Origin of the sequence: Alteromonas sp. CNT1-28 (genome assembly GCF_022348345.1) — a bacterium.
In the GTDB taxonomy this organism is placed as follows: domain Bacteria; phylum Pseudomonadota; class Gammaproteobacteria; order Enterobacterales; family Alteromonadaceae; genus Alteromonas; species Alteromonas macleodii.
Genome location: NZ_JAKREZ010000004.1, coordinates 63,428 through 84,093, shown reverse-complemented (window position 1 = coordinate 84,093; position 20,666 = coordinate 63,428). Strand labels below are relative to the sequence as shown.

The following is a 20,666-nucleotide window of genomic DNA, read 5'->3' as shown; positions in this document are numbered from 1 at the left end:
CATGAAGTTTGATGTTTCAAAACTAAAAGAACTCAACGAACTCGACTTTGAACAAATCGCTATTTGGCCAAACGAAGTTCGCATTGTTGTGGCGGCGTTTGTCGCAATATTGGTAGGTGCGTTGAGCTACTACATGCTAATAAGCCCCAAATTACCGATTAAAGATGCGGCTGAATTAAAAGAACAAGAACTAAAGTTACAGTTCGAAGCAAAGTACCGCATTGCGGCTAATTTAGAAGCTTACCAAGCCCAACTCGCGCAAATTAAAGAAGACTTCTCGTCTATGCTAAAAAGTCTTCCAACCAGCAACGAAACACCGGGTTTGCTTGACGATATCACTTACGTTGGTACCGCATCGGGCCTCACGTTTGAGTTGCTTAACTGGCAACAAGAAGTACCAAAAGAGTTTTACACCGAACTACCTATCGAAATGGAAGTAAGCGGTGGCTATCACAATTTTGGCGAATTCGTTTCCAAAGTCGCGGATTTACCTCGTATCGTTACGCTTCACGATTTTGACATAAAGCGTGAAGCAAATGGTCTGTCGCTGAAGCTGCAGGCGAAAACTTATCGTTCGGAAAACTCGACAGACATTGAAGGAGATGAACAATGATTCGTTCGTTTTTATCTCTTTTGATCATATTGTTAGTAACAGGCTGTTCACCTAAACTCGACGATCTGCATGCCTATACACAGAGTGTTAAAGAGCGTGCTCAGCCACAAATTGAACCGTATCCAGAATTCAAGACTCACCCACCTTTTAGCTATTCGGCAAGCGCTTTAAGAAGCCCGTTCGATCGCCCTAAGAACAACGCCGCCCCAGTAGCAAAAGCACGGGTAGAAAACTGTTTGCAGCCAAACTTCCAGCGCCCTAAAGAAGCATTGGAAGCCTATGGCGTGGACGCCCTCGCACTGACTGGCAACTTTGCCGTTAAAGGAGTGCAGTGGGCATTATTGAAAAGTAACGATGGCGTATTACATAAAGCTAAAGTAGGGAGTCGTATCGGCTTGTTTTATGGCAAAATTACGCAAATTAGCACCGACTCAATTACTATTGAACAGTTATTACCTGATGGTGCGGGCTGCTGGCAAAGGAAAACAACAACAATGACTACAGCATCGAAGGCGGGAGAGTAAGCATGGCCGAACGATACATATTTAACAAATCTCTGAATCGTAGAGTGCCTAGATGGTATTGGCTGGCTTTCGCTGTGGCTGCAATATTTTCATTAACCGTATTTGTTTCGCCAGTAAAAGCCCAAGAGCCTTTGTTAGTCGACCCTGATACTAAACGAAATGCATCAACCGTTACCACCACGGTCACAAACATCGACTTTACTCAAGCAGCTAACAATACCGCTGTAACACTGGTGAGTTTTGAGGGCCAAGCGCCAAAACTTCAGCTTATTGAGTCACAAGGAAAGGTATCCCTTACATTACCAAACACCAAGTTAGGCGAAGACCAATTAGTAGAACTTAATGTGACTGATTTCGGTACCTTGGTTTCTACCATCGAGACATTCGAAGATAAAGATGGCGCGCGAATTGAGGTTAATTATTCGGGCCCAGTTACGGTTAAAAATACGGTAAAAGACGGCGTAATTCGTATGGCGATAACGCCAATGGACAGCGCGCAGCAAGACGCCTTGGAAGCGGAAAAGAAATACACAGGCGACCCCATTTCGCTCGATTTTCAAGATGTTCCTGTGAGACAAGTTTTACAAATTATTGCGCAGGTTAATGGGTTTAACTTAGTGACCACCGACACCGTAACAGGAAACGTGACGATAAGTTTGTCGGGTGTTCCGTGGGATCAAGCACTCGACATGATTTTGCGCGTTAAAGGTCTGGATAAACGCTTAGAGGGCAACATTTTGTTAATTGCACCGGCTGAAGAACTATCGGCTCGTGAAACCCAAGCCCTTCAATCTAAAAAGCAAGTTTCAGACTTAGCGCCTCTTCATACGGTTAATATTCCTGTTAACTATGCAAAAGCTGCTGCCCTGGCCACGATCTTAAAGTCGACAGAGGGCGGGATCTTATCTGAGCGAGGGGGTGTTACAGTAGACGAACGAACCAACACTTTACTTATTCGCGACACGTTAGCCTCTATTGATGAAGCAAGAAAAACCATCAATGCGTTAGATATTCCAGTGAAGCAAGTGCTGATTGAAAGCCGTATGGTTACTGTGCTTGACGATGTAGACGAGCAGCTTGGCGTTCGCTGGGGTTTCAGCGACCGTCAAGACGATAATGGTGTGTCGGGAAGCCTTGAGGGCGCAGACACCATTGCCGGCGGCATAGTGCCTAGCATTGATAATCGCCTTAATGTGAACCTGCCTGTGACCAGCGCCGCGGGTAGCATTGGCTTTCAAATTGCGAGCTTGGTTGATGGCACCATATTAGACCTTGAGCTTTCCGCACTAGAATCTGAAAACAAAGGCGAAATTATTGCGAGTCCTCGTATTACGGTTGCTAACCAGCATGAAGCTTACATTGAACAAGGTACGGAAATACCTTACGTACAAGCAACGTCTAGCGGTGCGACTTCAGTAGAGTTCAAAAAAGCCGTTTTGTCACTGAAAGTTACGCCACATATTACGCCTGATAATCGCATTATTTTGGATTTAGTTGTTACGCAAGATACCCGTGGCGAAACCGTTTCTACGTCTACTGGTGAGGCCGTAGCCATCGATACCCAAGAAATTAAAACGCAGGTATTGGTAGAAAACGGCGAAACCATCGTATTAGGTGGCATATTCCAACAAACCAGTTCTGATGGCGTGTCGAAAGTGCCTTTGTTTGGTGATTTGCCTGTCGTTGGTGCCCTTTTCAGAAACTCGTCACAACTTCAGCAAAAACGAGAACTACTTATCTTTGTGACACCCAAGATAGTCACTGAAAGACCATAATCCTCATTTTTAGCCTTCAAAAAAGCGCATTTTTGTGCGCTTTTTTGGTTTTCAGCCTTTTTTTGTAACTAAATTTACAGGTATACGCTATTTGTTAGTAACAAAACTTGCAACGCCTTGCATGAAACTGAGATAATCCCCGCCTCGAAATTTAAGCGAGGTTTAAGGAGTGGTGCTTATTGGACACTAAATAGGCACGAGTCAATGGGTAGGCTGGTAAGGCAACAGTGCACTGCCCCTAACATGATTAAGTTGTGATATAAGCAAATATGGCTGAAAAACGTAATATCTTTTTAGTTGGCCCAATGGGTGCTGGCAAAAGTACCATCGGTAGACATCTGGCAGACGAACTTCACCTAGACTTTTTTGATTCGGATCAGGAAATTGAGCGCCGCACGGGTGCAGACATTGCCTGGATCTTCGACCTTGAAGGCGAAGACGGTTTCCGTAAACGCGAAGAAAACGTCATTAACGATTTGACAGATAAGCAAGGTATTGTACTTGCTACTGGCGGCGGTTCTATTGTAACTAAAGCTGTGCGTAATCGTTTATCTGCCCGCGGCATCGTTGTTTACCTACAAACGACAATCGATAAGCAAGTTGCCCGTACACAACGTGACAAACGTCGTCCTTTGCTACAAAACGAAGATCCAGAACAAGTACTTCGCGATCTTGCAGAAATGCGCAACCCGCTTTACGAAGAAGTTGCTGATTACATTGTTGATACAGACGACCAAAGTGCGCGTGCTGTAGCGAATCAGATTATCAGTAAAATTGGTTTATAAATTAAATATGTAATAGGAGGTGCTACGCCAATGTCAACCTTAACTGTGGAACTTGGAGAACGTAGCTATCCTATACAGATAGAGGCTGGGCTGCTTTCGCAACCTGGCCTTTTTAGTGCCTATATAAAAGGCCCACTTGCCGTCATTGTTACCAACGAAACTGTTGCCCCACTGTATTTAGAAACCGCTAAAGCGGCGTGTGGTAATGTTCAGGTTGAAACCATTATTTTGCCGGACGGCGAGCAACACAAAAATCTTGCCCAATTCGAAGTGGTTATGACACGCCTTCTTGAGCTAAACGCTGCAAGAGATACAACACTTATCGCACTTGGCGGTGGTGTAATTGGTGATCTTACTGGCTTTGTTGCGGCAACTTACCAACGCGGTGTGCCCTTCATTCAAGTTCCTACGACTTTGCTTTCTCAAGTCGACTCATCAGTAGGTGGAAAAACCGCGGTAAATCATCCTCTCGGCAAAAACATGATTGGCGCTTTTTACCAACCGGTCTATGTGGCCATTGATACTGATACCCTCGCTACATTACCCGCGAGAGAGTTTGCTGCTGGCATGGCAGAGGTCATCAAATACGGTATCATTTACGACGCACCGTTTTTTGAATGGCTTGAAAGTAATGTAGATGCGCTTACGTCGCTTGATACTGAAATTCTTACCCAAGCTATTTCTCGCTGCTGCGAAATCAAAGCAGACGTGGTAGCAAAAGATGAACGTGAAGGTGGTTTACGCGCCATTCTTAACTTAGGCCACACGTTCGGTCACGCTATTGAAGCCGAGCAAGGCTACGGTAACTGGCTGCATGGCGAAGCGGTAGCCGCTGGTACTATAATTGCTTGTAAAGCTGCTGAAGCATTAACGTGGTTTGAAGCGTCAGAAACACGACGCGTATCGTCGCTATTTGAAGCATTTGCTTTACCGGTTGCAGGTCCAAATAGTATGACAAAGAATGACTACGTTAAGCATATGAAACGCGATAAAAAAGTGGAAGCTGGCAGTATTCGATTTGTACTTCCTCAAGGCATAGGCAAAGCGGTTGTTACCAAGGACGTCACGGACGCCATTCTTACTGACATCCTTTCTTAGTCATTAGCCCTCGCGACAACCTGGCAACGCGTCTATCTTGACTTCCCTACGTTAGTTGGAATCATGAAGAAATGCGTTGCAGGACAGTTTTTAAAGCAACGGTGAATAAGGGCAAACTCCCATGCAAAGTGAACTGCATGAACGTTTGGAATATTTGGTCAATTACTCTTCTCAGCTGATTTTTGTCAGTGGTGAGTCTATTGCTCAACAACAAAAGACCCTTGAAGCCTTTGTCTTCCAGCAGCACGATGATACCGAGATTGCGTATTTAACTGCGCAAGAAAATATGGAGCCCTCTGACTACCGTCGACAACTTTGTCGGCAGCTTCTTGGTCAAGTGGTGGGTAGCTTCGTTAGGCCTCTAAACGAACTACTTTCCGACCTAAATAGTCACGAAGGTCCAATTCTTATAGCCATCACCCAAGCCCACAATCTTCCTGATGCACTACTGCAAGAACTATGGGACTTGGTGTTGCAAAGTCGGTTCGCTGGTAACAAACAGCATTTAAATGTGCTTTTGTTCGCGAATAACGAATGGGCTGAGCGCGCCAAGCAGTGGCTTCCTGCAAAAAATACAGAAACCCCACTAATAATTAGCAGCCAGTCAGTCATTAGCGAACAGCCTAGCTTCGAGTCAGAGCTAGACAAAATGATTGCTTCACGTCGCGAGGCTTTTCAGGCTCATTTAGAAAATAGACAGCGTGAAAATACGCAAACTTTTATCAACCCGTTAAAGTCTAAGTGGTTTTATATCGCTGTTATATGCGTGTTCCTTGCTACGTTTTCTGGCCTTATTTACTGGCAGTACGGTGATAAATTAGCATCGATTTTTGCGCCTATTAGTCAACCTTCGCCAGAACCTGAAAGAACGCAGGTTGAGCCCGGCTCTGCTTATAACAAGCTTATAGGCAATGGTGAAACCGATGAAAGCGAAACAACAGCATCAAACTCAGCAACTCAAGCAACCAACCAAATAGGCAATGTAGAGCTTGTTTCCGCGCCCAATGATGATAGTGCAGACGTTGGTGGCTCGTTAATTGATGAATCGTCAGATAACGGTCCGTTGATTACCAATTGGGAAAATGCGGTTTCATCCTTACCTGAAGTTACGCCATCTTCAGAACAGGCAGACAATAACCAGTTTGAGAATGCCCCGATTGAAGGTAATACCACTGATTCCAATGGTTCAGAGGTGGTTAGCAGTGGTGCGCTAAGTGATCGACAATCTGCTCAAGGTGCCAAATCAAACTCGGACGGCGTCAACGATAATGTAACGCCAACCACTGTGGCCAGTGAATCGAGTCAAGAAGGCTGGATTGGGGAAAATGACTACGCTATACAGTTGTTAGCGATGAAAAGTGAGTCTGTTCTCAGTGAGTTCCTACGAGAAAACAATCTAACTGAGCAAACGCGAATTTATAAAACGACGCGCTATGGTGGCGACTGGTTTGTAGTAGTTAACAAGCAAATCTACACGTCGTTATCTCAAGCGCAACAAGCACGAACAAATTTACCCGAATATCCAGGTAAACAAAATGCTTTTATAAAGCGAGGAAACCAAATCCTCTTAGAGATGAGCAAAGCGCAAAATTAAGTCATTTCACAACCGTGTGGCCATAATATTTCCAGTAAATGAGCAAAATTCCGTTCTTGCGACACTTGTTGGTTGTCCGTTTTACTGATGAAAGTTACAATCTACCTTTAGTGTGGTGATATCTGATACTGATCAGCATAAAAGTATAAAGACGACCCTTTCCCTTGGAACGGCGGCGCACGGAAAAACCACCGTCTTCATTCCGTCTAGGTAGTAACGTTTAAGCATGATGCAGAAAAAAAACCGGGCTTTTTTAAAATGGGCCGGTGGCAAATACAGCTTGGTTGAGCATATTCAGGCCAGATTACCGCAAGCCAATAAACTCATTGAACCGTTTGTTGGTGCCGGATCTGTATTTCTGAATACGCAATACAAACGCTACCTGCTTAATGACATCAATCCTGATCTCATCAACTTATACAATTTCCTTAAAGCGCAGCCCGATGCACTGATTAACGATGCACGCGCGTTTTTCGACGGAAAACGCAACGAAGAAAAAATGTATTACGCTTTACGAGAAGAGTTTAACGCCACACAAGATGAATATTATCGCGCCATTCTCTTTTTGTATTTGAACCGTCACGGTTACAACGGATTATGTCGTTACAGCCTTCAAGGGCGTTTTAACGTACCTTTTGGCCGCTATAAAAAACCTTACTTTCCAGAAGACGAGATGTTTGTGTTTTCGGAAAAGTCGCAAAAAGCGACGTTTACTTGTCTTCCTTTTGAAAAGGTTTTTTCTAGAGCTAGGCGTGGCAATGTTATTTATTGTGACCCACCGTATGCTCCTATCAGCAAGACTGCAGCGTTTACCAGCTATGCGGCGCGAAGCTTCGGACAAGAATCTCAAGAGAAGCTGGCTGAGCTCGCCACCCGCGCGTCAAAAAAGCGAGGCATACCCGTCCTCATCTCAAATCACGATTTACCGCTAACTCGGTCGCTTTATCACGGGGCAGATTTCAGTATGCTGTCAGTTAAGCGTTCGATAAGTCAAAACGGTGCAAAGCGACAGCCTGTGGATGAAATTTTGGCTTATTTCCCTCCAGCTAACGTCGCACCAAAGCGAAACACTCGAAAAAAGAAGACGTTTCACCGCCCTTCAGTTTAGTGTGTGGTGCCTAAAAAACGTCTTATAGGTAGCGCATCGACCGCCTTACCCGCATACGATTTTAATGTGTATTCACGCAATTGCTATGCGCTATAGCCCGTATACCATTTAACGAACATAAAAAGCGTAACAACAAACAGCACAACCAAGATTACGCCAATGACGGCGAAGCTGATAAAGGTGCCTTTAGTAAAGTCACGTTCGTAGTTTTTATGGCTCTGAACACCAAATAGACTAGCAACTACACTACCTAGAACTGACCAAAAACCAGTACCAGACTGCATAATTTTCCCCTAAGTGTCGTTAGCAGGTGAGGTGAAATCTCGATTACCTTCGTCGCTGTGCATCAACTCAAGTAGGTCTAAAAAGTGGAATTGGAAAGAGGATGATTTCCCCGCTATCCATGACAGCCAACTGACTTCCTCAACACCCTCTTGATGACGGGCACATTGGTTTTGAATATGGCTTGCGGGCAACTTGGGGTTGAACTCCGTAACGGGTTGGAATTCGCATACTGACGAGTGTGAATTTGGCGTACTTGTAACCGCAACGCTAACAAGCGCTACCGCTCCACAAATCGCAAAAAATGGAAGAACCTTCATCCTGAATACTCCTTACACTCGTTTAAAAATTAATCTCATTATAATCAAAAGCAGGTTACGAACAAGTTAAAAATGCGTTGCTTTTTGAAAAATGAAAGGCCTAACGAAAACACATTAGGCTTTTAGTACTCAACGTTTTGATAAAGGCCATCCAATGGCCTCTACAAGGTCATTACAGTTCGAAGTCCATAGAGTATGCTACAGTAAATTTCACTGCGTCGTTATCCAATGCATCGGCACCGTCGTCATCTAAGTTAGTGCCAGTTACAGCGAAGCTAAAACCATCTTTAGCGATCGAAACACCGTAGTCCGCATAACCCTCTACGCCGTTAAATGCTTCAGCGAAATCGCCTTCGTGATAGCCAACGTGGAAACCAAGTTCCGTACCGTTTAAGATCTCCATGCTGTAATCAAGCGAGGTATACGATGCTTGTGCAAAACCGAAGTCTTGATTTTCGCCTTCGTCAGCTTCAGTGTGCGCTAAAAGGTATACAGTAAGGCTCAACCCACCCATACCTACGGTGCCGTAAACTTCAGCAAAATCAAAGTTTGCTTCATCATCGTAGTTGTAATAAAGGTAACCAAAGTCGTACGCAATACCCTCAGACTCGCCAGAAAAACCAAAGTACATGTCGTGCTCATAAGAGTAAATGTCGTCTGATTCATAGCTGACATTTGATGCCCACGTACCCGCATAAAAACCACTTTCATGCGCGTAATCGATACCACCCTGTACTGCAGCTTCGTTAGTTGTTTGTGTTAGACCACGCCAGATGTAGTTACTGGTTGCACTAGCGTTAGCAGTGAATGAACCTTCTGCATAGCTAGGCATGGCTGTTAACAGACACGCTGAAGAAATAGCAGCGGCAAGTATTGTTCTTTTTGTAGATGTTTTCATGTGTGTTCTCCAGTCAAATTCAAACTTGTTGTAATTCGTTTTTTCTGTCTGTGTTTTCTTTTTTGGACTGGATAACGCAAAGTTGATGCCCATTTATGGTTCATCAAAAAAACTCGCAAAAAATAAATTAACCAATTGAAATTTAGAAGATTATTTAACTTTAAAAATTCATCCGCTGTCACCGAAACAAAAAAACGCTGCATAAAAATGCACCAACATAACGCGCGCTCACCAAAATTGGGCAACGTTCTGACAAAGTCCGTTTATCTTAAATTTCCGTGAAATTAACGCTGATTAACCCTTTGCATAGTAAAGAAGCACGGATTTGGGTAAACTTTCGCAAAGGTGAAACGTAAGTGGCAACGCACCTTGTTGTTTTTAGAATGAAAGGACATGCAATGAAACCATTCCTAATTGCTCCATCAATACTATCGGCCGATTTCGCTCGACTTGGCGAAGACGTAGAAAAGGTATTAGAGGCTGGCGCTGATGTGGTGCATTTCGATGTAATGGATAACCACTATGTACCCAATCTTACGTTTGGGCCAATGATTTGCGAGGCGTTAAGAAACTACGGCATTACCGCTCCCATTGATGTGCACTTAATGGTGAAGCCCGTCGATGACTTAATTGAAAAATTCGCGAATGCAGGGGCCAGCTATATTAGCTTTCACCCAGAAGCGTCTGAGCACATAGACCGCTCTCTACAGCTTATTATCGATGCAGGTTGCAAGCCGGGGCTCGTATTTAACCCAGCAACGCCACTACATTACCTTGACCACGTCATGGACAAACTGCACCACATTCTTATTATGTCGGTTAACCCAGGGTTTGGTGGTCAAAAGTTTATTCCTAGCACCTTAGATAAAGTACGCGCGGTGAAACAGCGTGTATTAGAAAGCGGCTACGATATTCGAATTGAAATTGACGGTGGCGTAAAAGTCGATAACATTCGCGAAATAGCGGAAGCGGGCGCGGATATGTTTGTGGCTGGTTCGGCTATTTTTTCTCAACCCGACTACAGCGATGTCATTGAGCAAATGCGCAATGAACTAGCGTCACTGTCTAAAGCATAATTTTTGAAGCTTTATTTTCCCAAGCTTTATTTTCACAGTATTTAACGTATTACAGGTAAAAAGAAATGAGTAATAAACCCGTTGTATTAAGTGGCTGTCAGCCTTCAGGACAACTTACCCTTGGCAATTACATGGGTGCACTTAAACAGTGGGTTTCCATGCAAGACGACCACGACTGCTTATATATGATAGTGGATTTGCATGCTATTACTGTACGACAAGACCCTAAGCAGCTTGCTGAAGCTTGTCTAGACGGCCTTTCTCTTTACCTTGCTTGCGGTATTGATCCACAAAAAAGTACTCTGTTTTTGCAATCCCATGTGCCTGAACATGCACAGCTATCTTGGGTATTGAATTGTTACGCCCAAATGGGTGAGCTTAATCGCATGACTCAATTCAAAGATAAGTCTGCGAAGAACGAAAATAACATTAATGTAGGCTTATACAGCTACCCTGTCCTCCAAGCAGCAGATATTTTGCTATACCAAGCAGATAAAGTACCGGTAGGTGAAGATCAGAAGCAGCACCTTGAATTAACTCGTGACATTGCTACACGTGTTAACAATCTATACGGCGATGTATTTCGTCTACCTGACCCGTATATCCCAGACTTTGGCGCGCGCATCATGAGCCTTCAAGAGCCTGAAAAGAAGATGTCTAAGTCTGACAACAACCCGAATAACTTCATCGGCTTATTAGAAGATCCTAAGAAGTTGGCCAAGAAAATCAAACGTGCCGTGACCGACTCTGACGAGCAAGCTAATATCTACTTTAACCCAACTGAAAAGCCAGGCGTGTCTAACTTACTGACTCTACTTTCGCTTGCGACGGGTAAATCAATTAAAGAGCTTGAGCCTGAATATACCGACAAAATGTATGGCCACCTTAAAGGTGATGTTGCAGACGCTGTGGTTGCTCTACTTGAACCAATTCAGGCCCGCTATGCTGAAATTCGCGCAGACAGAGCATATCTTGACGACGTAATGCGTCAGGGTGCTGAGAAAGCGTCAGCGCGAGCGGCTGAAACTTTGGCTAAAGTATACAAAGCGGTCGGCTTTATTCCAAAGCCATAACAGCCGAATTCCAACATCTTGCTACACGCCATGAAGGGTTCATTTAATCCTTCATGGCTAAAACCTTCGCAACTTAGAAATACCAAGGACTAGCACTGCTGTGTTGCTGTTAATTGATAACTTCGATTCGTTCACTCATAACCTCGCTCGGTATTTCACTGAGCTCAGCATCGACGTTGAAGTGGTGCGAAATAACGCACTGACCTTAGACGACATATCTCGCTTAGCGCCTTCACAGTTAGTTATTTCACCGGGACCATGCACGCCAAACGAAGCAGGCATCAGCTTATCTGCGATTGAACATTTTGCAGGCAAGATTCCTATTTTAGGTGTATGCCTGGGTCATCAAGCTATAGGTCAAGTGTTTGGTGCCAAGGTAGTAGGTGCACAAGAGATTAAGCATGGAAAAGTTTCCCCCCTAACACACCGCAACAGTGGCCTGTTCAAAGGCTTACCTAACCCGTTTAACGTGACGCGCTACCACTCATTGGTTTTAGATCCCGCATCGCTACCTGCCTCACTGAGTGTTGATGCATGGTGTGAAACCGCAAAGGGCACAAAGGAAATCATGGCAATTTCCCATAACCATCATCCTATTTGGGGCGTGCAGTACCACCCCGAGTCACTGCTTACCGAACACGGTCATAGCGTACTGGATGCATTTCTTCAGTTTAAATCAATTTAAGTATACGAGTTTGATGCCGATACGCTTTTATAGCGTAAAAGGTTACGCTTGAAGGCCAGAATTACTCGCAATTCACTGATTTTTCGTTTAACTTTTCATAATTCGTTTTAGCCAATGCGCTGAATAAAGATTATACGAAGCATCGCACACGCAATATCAACAGTTGCAGGGTAAATAAGGCTTGCTTTCAAGCAGTAGCTACCATTTTTATCATTACCGTAGCGAAAGTAATAAAGGCCCCTGATGTACGATAATATTGCCGTTCACCAAAAAGTTATGAGCAGGAGTGCTTTTAATATGACAATGGGGGCAACCACACCGCCCACGATAGATGATCGTTTTGAAAATATGATCATATCGCCAGAGCGAGTGCTGGAAATGCTAGGAAGGCGCAAGGTGGGAGAAGTAAGCTTCGAGCAATCGGAGCAAGGTGATGCGCGCAGGCTGCTATTGCACGTTGAAAAAGTGGCGATTGAAAACAAGCGCCTTCAAGAGAAAACCGAAGCGTCATACCTTGAATCAGTGAGTCACCATCTTCACGAGATCCTTCTAGGTGAATTAACAGAGCAGCTAAGCTATACCGACGAGCTCGTTCAAAACGTACTTAACTTGCCCGAAAATATCGGCGAGCTTCTTGATGCACTTTCCGTGAAAGCATGCTCGGTTTCGAAACTAGAGCCAATTGCCGCAACCATGCCTTGGCTTTATGATGAACTGATCGTTGTGGTGAATACTCCACAATTTAGACGCAAAGACTCCCGTGGGCGTATCATTGTGGTAGAGACACTGCGCACAGCATTGAGCTTTTTGGGTATTGAAAACCTACGCACATTGATACCGTCGCTCATCTTAAAGCGTGCTATGCCTCAGATTACCGACCCTTACCCGCTAATTAAACAAAAGCTTACGCCTTATACGACTGGCGTTGCCATAACGGCGAAACGCCTTGCAGCGCTTACGGATCTAAACAAAAACCAGGCTTATACCCTTGCGATGCTTAGTAATTTGGGGCGTTGTGTCGTAACAAGACTTTACTTCAAACTGTTCGATAAAATTCAGCTACATCTGTTGCAAGAATGCCAGAAAGACAAAGAGCAAAAGCGACATGAAGCGCTACTCAAAGTGGCTCCTTCAGCCAACCACCTTATTGCACTACAGCAAGAATTCGCAGATGCAATCAGCGCGGATATTCTGGAGTGGATGCATTTAATGCGCTTGCCTATTGCAGAACCTATGCGAGCGTGTGCCGATAAAGTACCCGCACAGCCTAAAACACTCAGTAAGGTACTTCATCAAGCCCGAACCTACACACAAATTCGGATGTTACATCAGTTAAAGCTTGTTGAAATGAAAGAAGTAAAGCCGCTTTTCATGGAGCAACGCTACCCTGCAGGTGCACTCGAAAAACTCAAAACCATTGATATTTTCACCCTTCCTTTGGTGAAAAACGAAGAGAATCATTAATTTTTTAGTGGATATTCATGCACTCGTTATGCACCTTTTTCATTTCATGTGCATGATGCCCCAAATTATTGACGCTTGCTCAATGCCTTGCCCGTTTTTAGCGACATTAAACAGGTAAGGCTTCCGGTCCTATCCCCCCTTTCTTATTGCCTCACAGTGCAGTAAAACCCGTATGTAGCCCTTTTCTCAGCGCAAAAATTGATTATTACTTATTGATATAGCCCAGTAGTTAATAGTTATTCACTTTTCCTGCAAATTAAGCCACAGTCCTTATAAATAAAGGGCTGCAGCCTTTTGCATAGAAGACAAATGTTAAAAAAAATGGCATACTGTTGAACAAATCCGATTAGTTTTTACGCGCCCAATTAACGCTTATCGACCAAAGTAGTACTAAAATGTGCTCATAGATTCGATAGGCCAAATCACACAGTGTGATTGGCGCCCAACGCAGAGGTAACAAAGATGAACGTAACTCGCGCTACATTTGATGATGTAATGGTTCCTAACTATAACCCAGCAGGTATGGTACCTGTTCGAGGTGAAGGTTCACGCGTATGGGATCAAGATGGAGCTGAGTACATCGACTTTGCAGGCGGTATTGCAGTTAACGTTTTAGGTCACTGTCACCCAGAGCTTGTGAAAGCTCTTAATGAACAAGGCAGCAAGCTTTGGCACTTAAGCAACGTTTTCACTAACGAGCCAGCCCTTCGTTTAGCTAAAAAGCTAAATGACGCAACGTTTTCAGATAGAGTTTACTTCGCAAACTCAGGCGCAGAAGCGAACGAAGCAGCATTGAAGCTAGCTCGTCGCTGGGCGCTGGACAAGCACGGTGAAGACAAAAACCAAATCATCGCTTTCAACAAAGGTTTCCACGGCCGTACCTTCTTTACCGTAACAGTAGGTGGTCAAGCTGCTTACTCTGACGGTTTTGGTCCTAAGCCAGGCGCTGTTGACCACTGTGACTACAACGATTTAGCTGCCTTTGAAGCGCTAATTTCTGACAAAACCTGCGCGGTAATGATGGAACCGCTTCAGGGTGAAGGCGGTATTATTCCACCTGATGTAGATTTCGTAAAAGGCGTTCGCGAACTTTGTGACAAGCACAACGCATTACTTATTTTTGACGAAGTTCAGTCGGGTGTTGGTCGTACTGGTCACCTTTATGCCTATATGGGTCTTGGCGTAACACCTGATATCCTAACAACCGCAAAATCTCTTGGTGGCGGCTTTCCAATTGGTGCCATGCTTACCACAGCAGACATCGCTGCACACCTTAAGCCAGGTACCCACGGTAGTACTTACGGTGGTAACCCACTAGCCTGTGCTGTTGCGGAAAAAGCGTTAGATATCGTGAACCAGCCAGAAGTGCTTGAAGGTGTGCTTAAGAAAGAAGCCCTATTCCGTGAACTACTAGGTGCTATCAATGAAAAGTACAACGTATTTGAAGAAGTACGTGGTCAAGGCATGCTGTTAGGTTGTGCGTTAAATGAGAAATACCAAGGCCGTGCACGTGACTTCATGATGGCTGCAACGAAAGAGAACCTTATGTGTCTTGTTGCTGGCATGAACGTTATTCGTTTTGCACCTTCCCTGGTTATTCCTGATGAAGACATCAAAGAAGGTCTTGCACGTTTTGAACGCGCCGTTGCTGCCGTTGTAAACGCCGAATAATTACAACACGAGTAGCGAACATGAATATCATTCGCCCTATCACGAAGGCCGACTATAACGCGCTTAAAGAAATCGCCGTTGAATCAGGTATTGGCTTTACGTCTTTACCTGTCAACGACGAGTTGCTGCAGCGTAAAATTGATCGTGCAGAAACTGCGTTTAACAAACCAAACGTAACCGAACCTGGCGATGAGTCATACTTGTTTGTAATGGAAGATACCACTACCGGACAGGTAGTAGGAACAACAGGTATTGAAGCGGCTGTTGGTATAGACGATGCGTTCTATCATTACCACCTAAGCAAAGTAGTGCACGCCTCGCGCGAGCTTAACATTCACAACACGGTAGACATTCTAACGTTTTGTAATGACTACACCGGTGTTACTGAAATATGTACGCTGTTTCTTCGCGAACAAGCCCGCGGCGGCATAAACGGCCGCTTCCTTTCAAAGGTTCGATTCTTGTTCATGATGGAGCACCGTGAACGCTTCTCAGAGACAGTTATTGCTGAAATGCGCGGTGTGAGTGACGAAGAAGGACGCTCACCATTTTGGGAGTGGTTGGAAACCCATTTCTTCTCAATGGATTTTCCTACTGCTGACTACTTAACAGGCATTGGTAATAAAGTGTTTATTGCTGAACTTATGCCGAAGTACCCGATATACGTAAATCTGCTTAGCAAAGAAGCGCAAGAAGTCATTGGCGAAGTCCATGACAAAACACGCCCTGCTCTTCAGCTTCTTGAAGAAGAAGGCTTTTCTTGCCGCGGCTACGTAGACATTTTCGACGCAGGCCCGACGGTAGAAGCAAACTTAAGCCACATCCGCACGGCTCAGTCGAGTTTAAAACTGCCTGTAGTGATTGACGATAGCGCTGCTGCCCAAGGGCAAACGCACTACATCATTAATACATCAGTATCTGATTTTCGTGCAGTTGCCACCGAGATGACGGTAAGCGAAGAAAAGCAAGTTGCCGTGCTATCTCGCCAAGCCGCTGCTGCATTGAATGTCAAAGAGGGAGAGCACGTACGCTTCGCCCCCGTTACATTCAGAGATTAAAAGGACACCCACTATGCTACATACACATTTTATCAACGGTGAATGGGTTGCCGGACAAGGTCATGACTTAGCGTCAATTGACCCTGCAAAAAACGAAGTGATTTGGGAAGGTAAGTCTGCGACAGCCTCTCAAATTGATGACGCAATTAACGCTGCTCGTGCTGTACTTCCAGTATGGAGCATGAAAACCGTTGAAGAGCGTCTTGAGATTATTAAGGTTTATGGCACTAAGCTAGAAGAAGCTAAAGCGCACCTTGCCAAAGCTATGGCTAAAGAAACGGGTAAGCCAGAGTGGGAAACTGCCACTGAAGTTGGCGCCATGATGGGCAAAATTGGTATTTCTGAAAAAGCCTATTTTGAACGCACGGGTAACGTTGAAAACCCAATGCCTGTAGGTAAAGCCTTCATTCGACACAAGCCTCACGGCGTTGTTGCTGTATTTGGCCCATACAACTTCCCTGGCCACCTGCCAAACGGACACATTGTTCCAGCCCTTATTGCAGGTAACACAGTTGTGTTTAAACCAAGCGATTTGACGCCTATGGTTGCACAAGAAATGGTGAAGCTATGGGATGCTGCTGGCCTGCCAGCGGGTGTACTCAACCTAGTACAAGGTGAAGTTGAAACAGGTAAGGCTTTGGCGTCGCATAACGATATCGATGGTCTTTTCTTTACGGGTAGCTCACGCACAGGAAAAATCTTGCACGAGCAGTTCGCAGGTCACCCAGGTAAAATTTTGGCTCTTGAAATGGGTGGTAACAACCCACTCATTGTCAAAGATGTGGCTGATGTTGATGCTGCCGTACATGACATCGTTCAATCTGCTTTCATTACATCAGGTCAACGCTGTACGTGTGCACGTCGCCTATTCTTACCAGCCGATGCACAGGGTGATGCAATCCTTGCTCGCTTAATCGAAGTGACCAAGAATATTAAGGTGGGTGATTATGACGCTGAAGATCAACCATTTATGGGCGCAATGATCTCAAGTAATGCCGCTGCACTGATGGTAAAAGCACAGCAAGAGCTTGAAAACCTTGGTGGTAAAGTACTGGTTCGCCTTGAACAAAAAGACGAGAACAAAGGTTTTGCTACTCCTGGCATCATTGATGTGACTGACATGCTTGCTTCACTGCCTGACGAAGAACACTTTGGTCCACTACTTAAAGTGATTCGTTACAGCGATTTTGACGCAGCTATCGCAGAAGCGAATAACACCAGCTTTGGCTTATCAGCAGGTCTTCTAGGCGACAACGAAGAAGATTATCGCTACTTCTTCGCACGCATTCGCGCGGGCATCGTAAACTGGAATAGACCTATTACAGGTGCAAGCAGCGCAGCGCCATTTGGTGGCGTGGGCGACAGCGGTAACCACAGAGCAAGTGCGTTTTATGCAGCCGACTACTGTGCGTACCCAGTTGCTTCAGTTGAGCTTGATAAAGTTACTATGCCGGGCAAATTAAGCCCAGGCTTGTCGATGTAACCCAAGCTTTTCACGTTATAAAAAGGCCGACATGATTTTTGTGTCGGCCAGTTTAGTACCAACCCTATACGAACTATTCGTTTAAAAATAGTCAACGACAGAAAGGACCCTACCACCATGCATAGCAACATCGATACGTTGTTTAGCAACATGTGGGACGATTACGTTACCATCACTCCCTCAGCGCACAAAATTCATGCACTTTTAGCGGGTGAAGAAAACACGAACGACATCGTTAACGACCATGTAGCTTTTCGAACTTTTGCTCTTGATAAAACCCGCTTAGACAAGCTTGCTGCGCACTTCTTAGCATTGGGTTATGAAGCTAAAGGCGACTATGACTTTGAAGCGAAAAAGCTTACTGCAAAGCATTTCGAGCACCCTGACGATACTAAACCAAAAGTATTTATTAGTGAGCTTCGTGTAAATGAGCTTTCTGAAACTGCTCAAGCAATTATCAAGAAGATGGTTGATCAAATGCCTGAGTCTGTAGTGGATGCAGATAACTTCTTGTACTCGGGTAAACATTGGGACGTTACTAAAGCAGAATACGACACACTGCTTAACGAATCAGAATACGCGGCGTGGATGGCAGCATGGGGCTTCCGTGCTAACCACTTTACGGTAAGTGTTAATCACTTAACCCGTACTGACGAGCTTACCGACGTAAACACATTGCTTAAAGAAGCAGGCTTTGTGCTAAACACCTCTGGCGGCGAAATTAAAGGTGGTCCAGACGTATTTTTAGCGCAATCATCAACGATGGCTGACCGTGCTGACGTAGCGTTTAGCGACGAAACTGTGGCAATTCCAAGCTGCTTCTACGAGTTTGCACAACGCTATGAAATGCCTGATGGTAAGCTTTACAAAGGCTTTGTTGCCGCATCGGCAGATAAAATCTTTGAAAGCACCAATGCTAAGTAACGAGCTTGCTTAGTCATTAAAAAAAGCCCGATAGGGCTTTTTTTGTTTATGCTTAGCTGAAGACATTACCGATTAGGCTCTGTAGTATGCCTTGCCAAGAACTGATCGTAAGGCATTGGTTTATCAAAGTAAAACCCCTGCATTAGCTGAATGTCGGCCTGCTCCATGAAAGGCAAATAAGACTCCAACTCTACGCCTTCAGCCACCACATCTATTTGCAAACTCTTTAACATGGCTATCAAACCATTAAATAGCGCATTGGCTTTGCTATCTTGGTGAATACCCTGAATTAAGCTTTTATCCACCTTAACCACTTCAAACTGGAAACTTCGCAAGTAGCTAAGAGATGAAAAGCCACTGCCAAAATCATCCAGAGACAGTCTAAACCCATGCTCTCTCAACGTGTTTAATGCTCTAAGTGCTGATTTTTCATCGCGAATAAAGACCGACTCAGTGAGCTCTAGTTCAATAAATTCGGGAGACACATCATTATCCATACAGATAGACATTGCCTGATTTGGAAATTCTGGGTCAAGCATCTGGTTAGCACTGATATTCACAGACAAAGGAATGGCGTCACCCTGCTGCGATTCCATTATTGAAATGTAATCACATGCCGCTTCCAGCGCTTGAAGACCAATAGCGCTGTCCAGCTTGTGCTCTTCTGCTATGGGAATAAACACTGCTGGCGATACAACACCGTGCAAGCCTGAAATCCAGCGACACAGTACTTCACCGCCCTTTAACTCGCCGTTTAGATCGTATTTACCCTGAATATAGAAATCGAGAAGGTGGTTCTCTACCGTTCTGCGCAAGTCATTCACCATACTGACCTGCTGGGTCATGCTCTCATAGAGACCTGACTCGTAAATAAACGCCTGCCCTTTACCCAGCTCTTTCGCACGGTACATTGCGGCGTCGGCACACTGCACCAAGCTTTCTAGGTTATCACTATGTTCTGGAAATTCAGCAATACCAATACTGGCAGACAGCCTAAGCTCCGACGTTTTTACGGTTATGGCGTCTTCTTCTATCTGGCTGATAAGCCGCTCAGAGCGTTCAGCAATTTCCTCAACATTCTGATTAGGCAATACGGCAATAAACTCATCACCACCCCACCTGCCGACTTCCCCTATCGGGCCGAATATGGCAGTAAGGAGCGCTCCTACGCGCTGAAGCTCAATATCCCCTCTTTCATGCCCTGCGTTATCGTTAATTGCTTTGAACCCGTCCAGATCAATAAAGACCAAAATAAAGTGCTGTTCTTTTTGTACTAACCCGGAGATGGACTCACGCAGCGAATTGCGATTGGAAAGGCCGGTTAACTCATCGTGCAATGCCAGTTGACGTAGTTTGGCTTCGTTGCGTTTTCTATCGCTGATGTCGCGCATTGTGGCAATCAAATAAGATGACGTTTGCTGGTAGGTCTCAAACAAAGCCACCGAGATATCGACAACCTTAATTTCACCGTTTTGCGTCTTCACTTTTGACTCGAAGCGAATTTGTTTATCAAGCGCCAACTGCACTTTATCGACTTTCTCAGCAATGAATATTTGGTTGAAATCCAAACCAATGCATTGCTCTTTGAAAGGCGCAGCAATCAGCTGAATATATGCATCGTTACATTCTGTGATAACAAGATCAGGTGAGAGCACTAACATGGGCTCACGTGAGCTCGCAAAAGCAGAGGCCATTAAGTGAAACGATTGTTCAGCTTTTCGCTGTTGAGTAATGTCTTTTGTAGTACCAACAATTTGAAGCGCTTCACCCGCTTTTCCACGCTTTAGCACGCGCCCGCGCAGCCTTACCCACTGAAAATCGCTGTCGAGCTTTAAGCGAAAAGAAAACTCTATACGGTCACGATTGCCGTGTAGCGCCATGCTCCAGTGAAACTGCAGACCGTCTAAATCGTCCTCATGTACCCGCTCTAGAAGCTCAATTAAGGTGCCTGACCAGGTAGATACACTTTCAGAATGTAGTGAGAATGAGCGAAATTCCATAATGTCATTCTCTGCCTCCCAATTCCAAAAAGACTCCTGCGACGCCCATAGTGCAAGTTCCAAATCTTTCTGTGCACTTTGGCTTTTTTGAAGCGTAGCATACAAACTTTGTGTCTTTTCTCTCAGCAAAGCTTCGGCTTGCTCTCTCGCATTTCGCTCTCGCTTTAAACGCCTTTCAAGTAACGCAGCGCGGTCGCTACCAGAAGGCGTGCTATGCGTTGTTCCATCTGACATA

Annotated in this window: 19 protein-coding genes; 15 read left to right on the top strand and 4 right to left on the bottom strand. The window is 44.9% G+C overall.

Annotation, left to right across the window (positions count from 1 at the left end):
- Position 1: 1 nt before the first annotated feature.
- The 7 genes from MHN02_RS03725 to MHN02_RS03695 all read left to right on the top strand — a co-directional run bounded on the left by MHN02_RS03725 (position 2) and on the right by MHN02_RS03695 (position 7,497).
- Complete coding sequence (locus MHN02_RS03725) at positions 2–613, top strand: type 4a pilus biogenesis protein PilO (protein ID WP_014948035.1); 612 nt, start codon at positions 2–4, stop codon at positions 611–613.
- Positions 610–1,137 carry a pilus assembly protein PilP gene (locus tag MHN02_RS03720; protein ID WP_014948034.1) on the top strand — a complete coding sequence of 176 codons (528 nt, stop codon included), beginning with the start codon at positions 610–612 and terminating at the stop codon, positions 1,135–1,137. Before MHN02_RS03725 ends, MHN02_RS03720 begins: the two co-directional genes overlap by 4 nt.
- A gap of 2 nt (positions 1,138–1,139) precedes the next feature.
- A complete protein-coding gene (locus MHN02_RS03715; RefSeq protein WP_014948033.1) occupies positions 1,140–2,912 on the top strand; it encodes a type IV pilus secretin PilQ in 1,773 nt (590 codons plus the stop codon).
- Between the two features lie 269 nt (positions 2,913–3,181).
- A complete protein-coding gene (gene aroK / locus MHN02_RS03710; RefSeq protein ID WP_014948032.1) occupies positions 3,182–3,697 on the top strand; it encodes a shikimate kinase AroK in 516 nt (171 codons plus the stop codon).
- 30 nt (positions 3,698–3,727) lie between these two features.
- Positions 3,728–4,795 (top strand): 3-dehydroquinate synthase, encoded by a 1,068-nt coding sequence (aroB, locus tag MHN02_RS03705; RefSeq protein WP_014948031.1) that lies wholly within the window; start codon positions 3,728–3,730, stop codon positions 4,793–4,795.
- A 121-nt stretch (positions 4,796–4,916) separates the two neighbouring features.
- Complete coding sequence (locus MHN02_RS03700) at positions 4,917–6,389, top strand: cell division protein DamX (protein WP_239244609.1); 1,473 nt, start codon at positions 4,917–4,919, stop codon at positions 6,387–6,389.
- Positions 6,390–6,615: 226 nt separating this feature from the next.
- Positions 6,616–7,497: a Dam family site-specific DNA-(adenine-N6)-methyltransferase gene (locus MHN02_RS03695; RefSeq protein WP_239244607.1), complete on the top strand. Its 882-nt coding sequence runs from the start codon at positions 6,616–6,618 to the stop codon at positions 7,495–7,497.
- 83 nt (positions 7,498–7,580) lie between these two features.
- Here MHN02_RS03695 and MHN02_RS03690 read toward each other — a convergent pair whose 3' ends face one another.
- The 3 genes from MHN02_RS03690 to MHN02_RS03680 all read right to left on the bottom strand — a co-directional run bounded on the left by MHN02_RS03690 (position 7,581) and on the right by MHN02_RS03680 (position 9,090).
- Positions 7,581–7,781 carry a DUF2970 domain-containing protein gene (locus MHN02_RS03690; protein ID WP_014948028.1) on the bottom strand — a complete coding sequence of 67 codons (201 nt, stop codon included), beginning with the start codon at positions 7,779–7,781 and terminating at the stop codon, positions 7,581–7,583.
- Positions 7,782–7,790: 9 nt separating this feature from the next.
- Positions 7,791–8,099 (bottom strand): hypothetical protein, encoded by a 309-nt coding sequence (locus MHN02_RS03685; protein WP_014948027.1) that lies wholly within the window; start codon positions 8,097–8,099, stop codon positions 7,791–7,793.
- A 172-nt stretch (positions 8,100–8,271) separates the two neighbouring features.
- Positions 8,272–9,090 (bottom strand): TorF family putative porin, encoded by an 819-nt coding sequence (locus tag MHN02_RS03680; protein ID WP_014948026.1) that lies wholly within the window; start codon positions 9,088–9,090, stop codon positions 8,272–8,274.
- Between the two features lie 305 nt (positions 9,091–9,395).
- On the opposite strand from MHN02_RS03680, the gene rpe reads away from it, so the two are divergent.
- From rpe to MHN02_RS03640, 8 genes are all read left to right on the top strand, one after another.
- Positions 9,396–10,073, top strand: a complete 678-nt coding sequence (gene rpe / locus MHN02_RS03675; RefSeq protein ID WP_014978117.1) for a ribulose-phosphate 3-epimerase — start codon at positions 9,396–9,398, stop codon at positions 10,071–10,073.
- A gap of 65 nt (positions 10,074–10,138) precedes the next feature.
- On the top strand, positions 10,139–11,146 hold the full coding sequence (trpS, locus tag MHN02_RS03670; RefSeq protein ID WP_039225099.1) for a tryptophan--tRNA ligase: 1,008 nt from the start codon (positions 10,139–10,141) through the stop codon (positions 11,144–11,146).
- Positions 11,147–11,246: 100 nt separating this feature from the next.
- Entirely contained in the window at positions 11,247–11,831 is a 585-nt protein-coding gene (locus tag MHN02_RS03665) for an aminodeoxychorismate/anthranilate synthase component II (RefSeq protein ID WP_239244605.1), read from the top strand.
- 297 nt (positions 11,832–12,128) lie between these two features.
- Positions 12,129–13,295, top strand: coding sequence for an HDOD domain-containing protein (locus MHN02_RS03660; protein WP_014975475.1), 1,167 nt, complete (start codon positions 12,129–12,131; stop codon positions 13,293–13,295).
- A 462-nt stretch (positions 13,296–13,757) separates the two neighbouring features.
- The gene (locus MHN02_RS03655; RefSeq protein WP_014978113.1) at positions 13,758–14,966 is read left to right on the top strand and encodes an aspartate aminotransferase family protein; all 1,209 of its coding nucleotides are present in this window, start codon (positions 13,758–13,760) and stop codon (positions 14,964–14,966) included.
- Positions 14,967–14,986: 20 nt separating this feature from the next.
- Positions 14,987–16,024, top strand: coding sequence for an arginine N-succinyltransferase (astA, locus tag MHN02_RS03650; protein ID WP_014948020.1), 1,038 nt, complete (start codon positions 14,987–14,989; stop codon positions 16,022–16,024).
- 13 nt (positions 16,025–16,037) lie between these two features.
- On the top strand, positions 16,038–17,507 hold the full coding sequence (gene astD / locus MHN02_RS03645; RefSeq protein WP_239244603.1) for a succinylglutamate-semialdehyde dehydrogenase: 1,470 nt from the start codon (positions 16,038–16,040) through the stop codon (positions 17,505–17,507).
- A gap of 117 nt (positions 17,508–17,624) precedes the next feature.
- Positions 17,625–18,431: a DUF1338 domain-containing protein gene (locus MHN02_RS03640; RefSeq protein ID WP_039217670.1), complete on the top strand. Its 807-nt coding sequence runs from the start codon at positions 17,625–17,627 to the stop codon at positions 18,429–18,431.
- A gap of 65 nt (positions 18,432–18,496) precedes the next feature.
- On the opposite strand, the gene MHN02_RS03635 is transcribed toward MHN02_RS03640, so the two are convergent.
- Positions 18,497–20,665 carry a bifunctional diguanylate cyclase/phosphodiesterase gene (locus MHN02_RS03635; protein WP_239244600.1) on the bottom strand — a complete coding sequence of 723 codons (2,169 nt, stop codon included), beginning with the start codon at positions 20,663–20,665 and terminating at the stop codon, positions 18,497–18,499.
- Position 20,666: the final 1 nt, after the last annotated feature.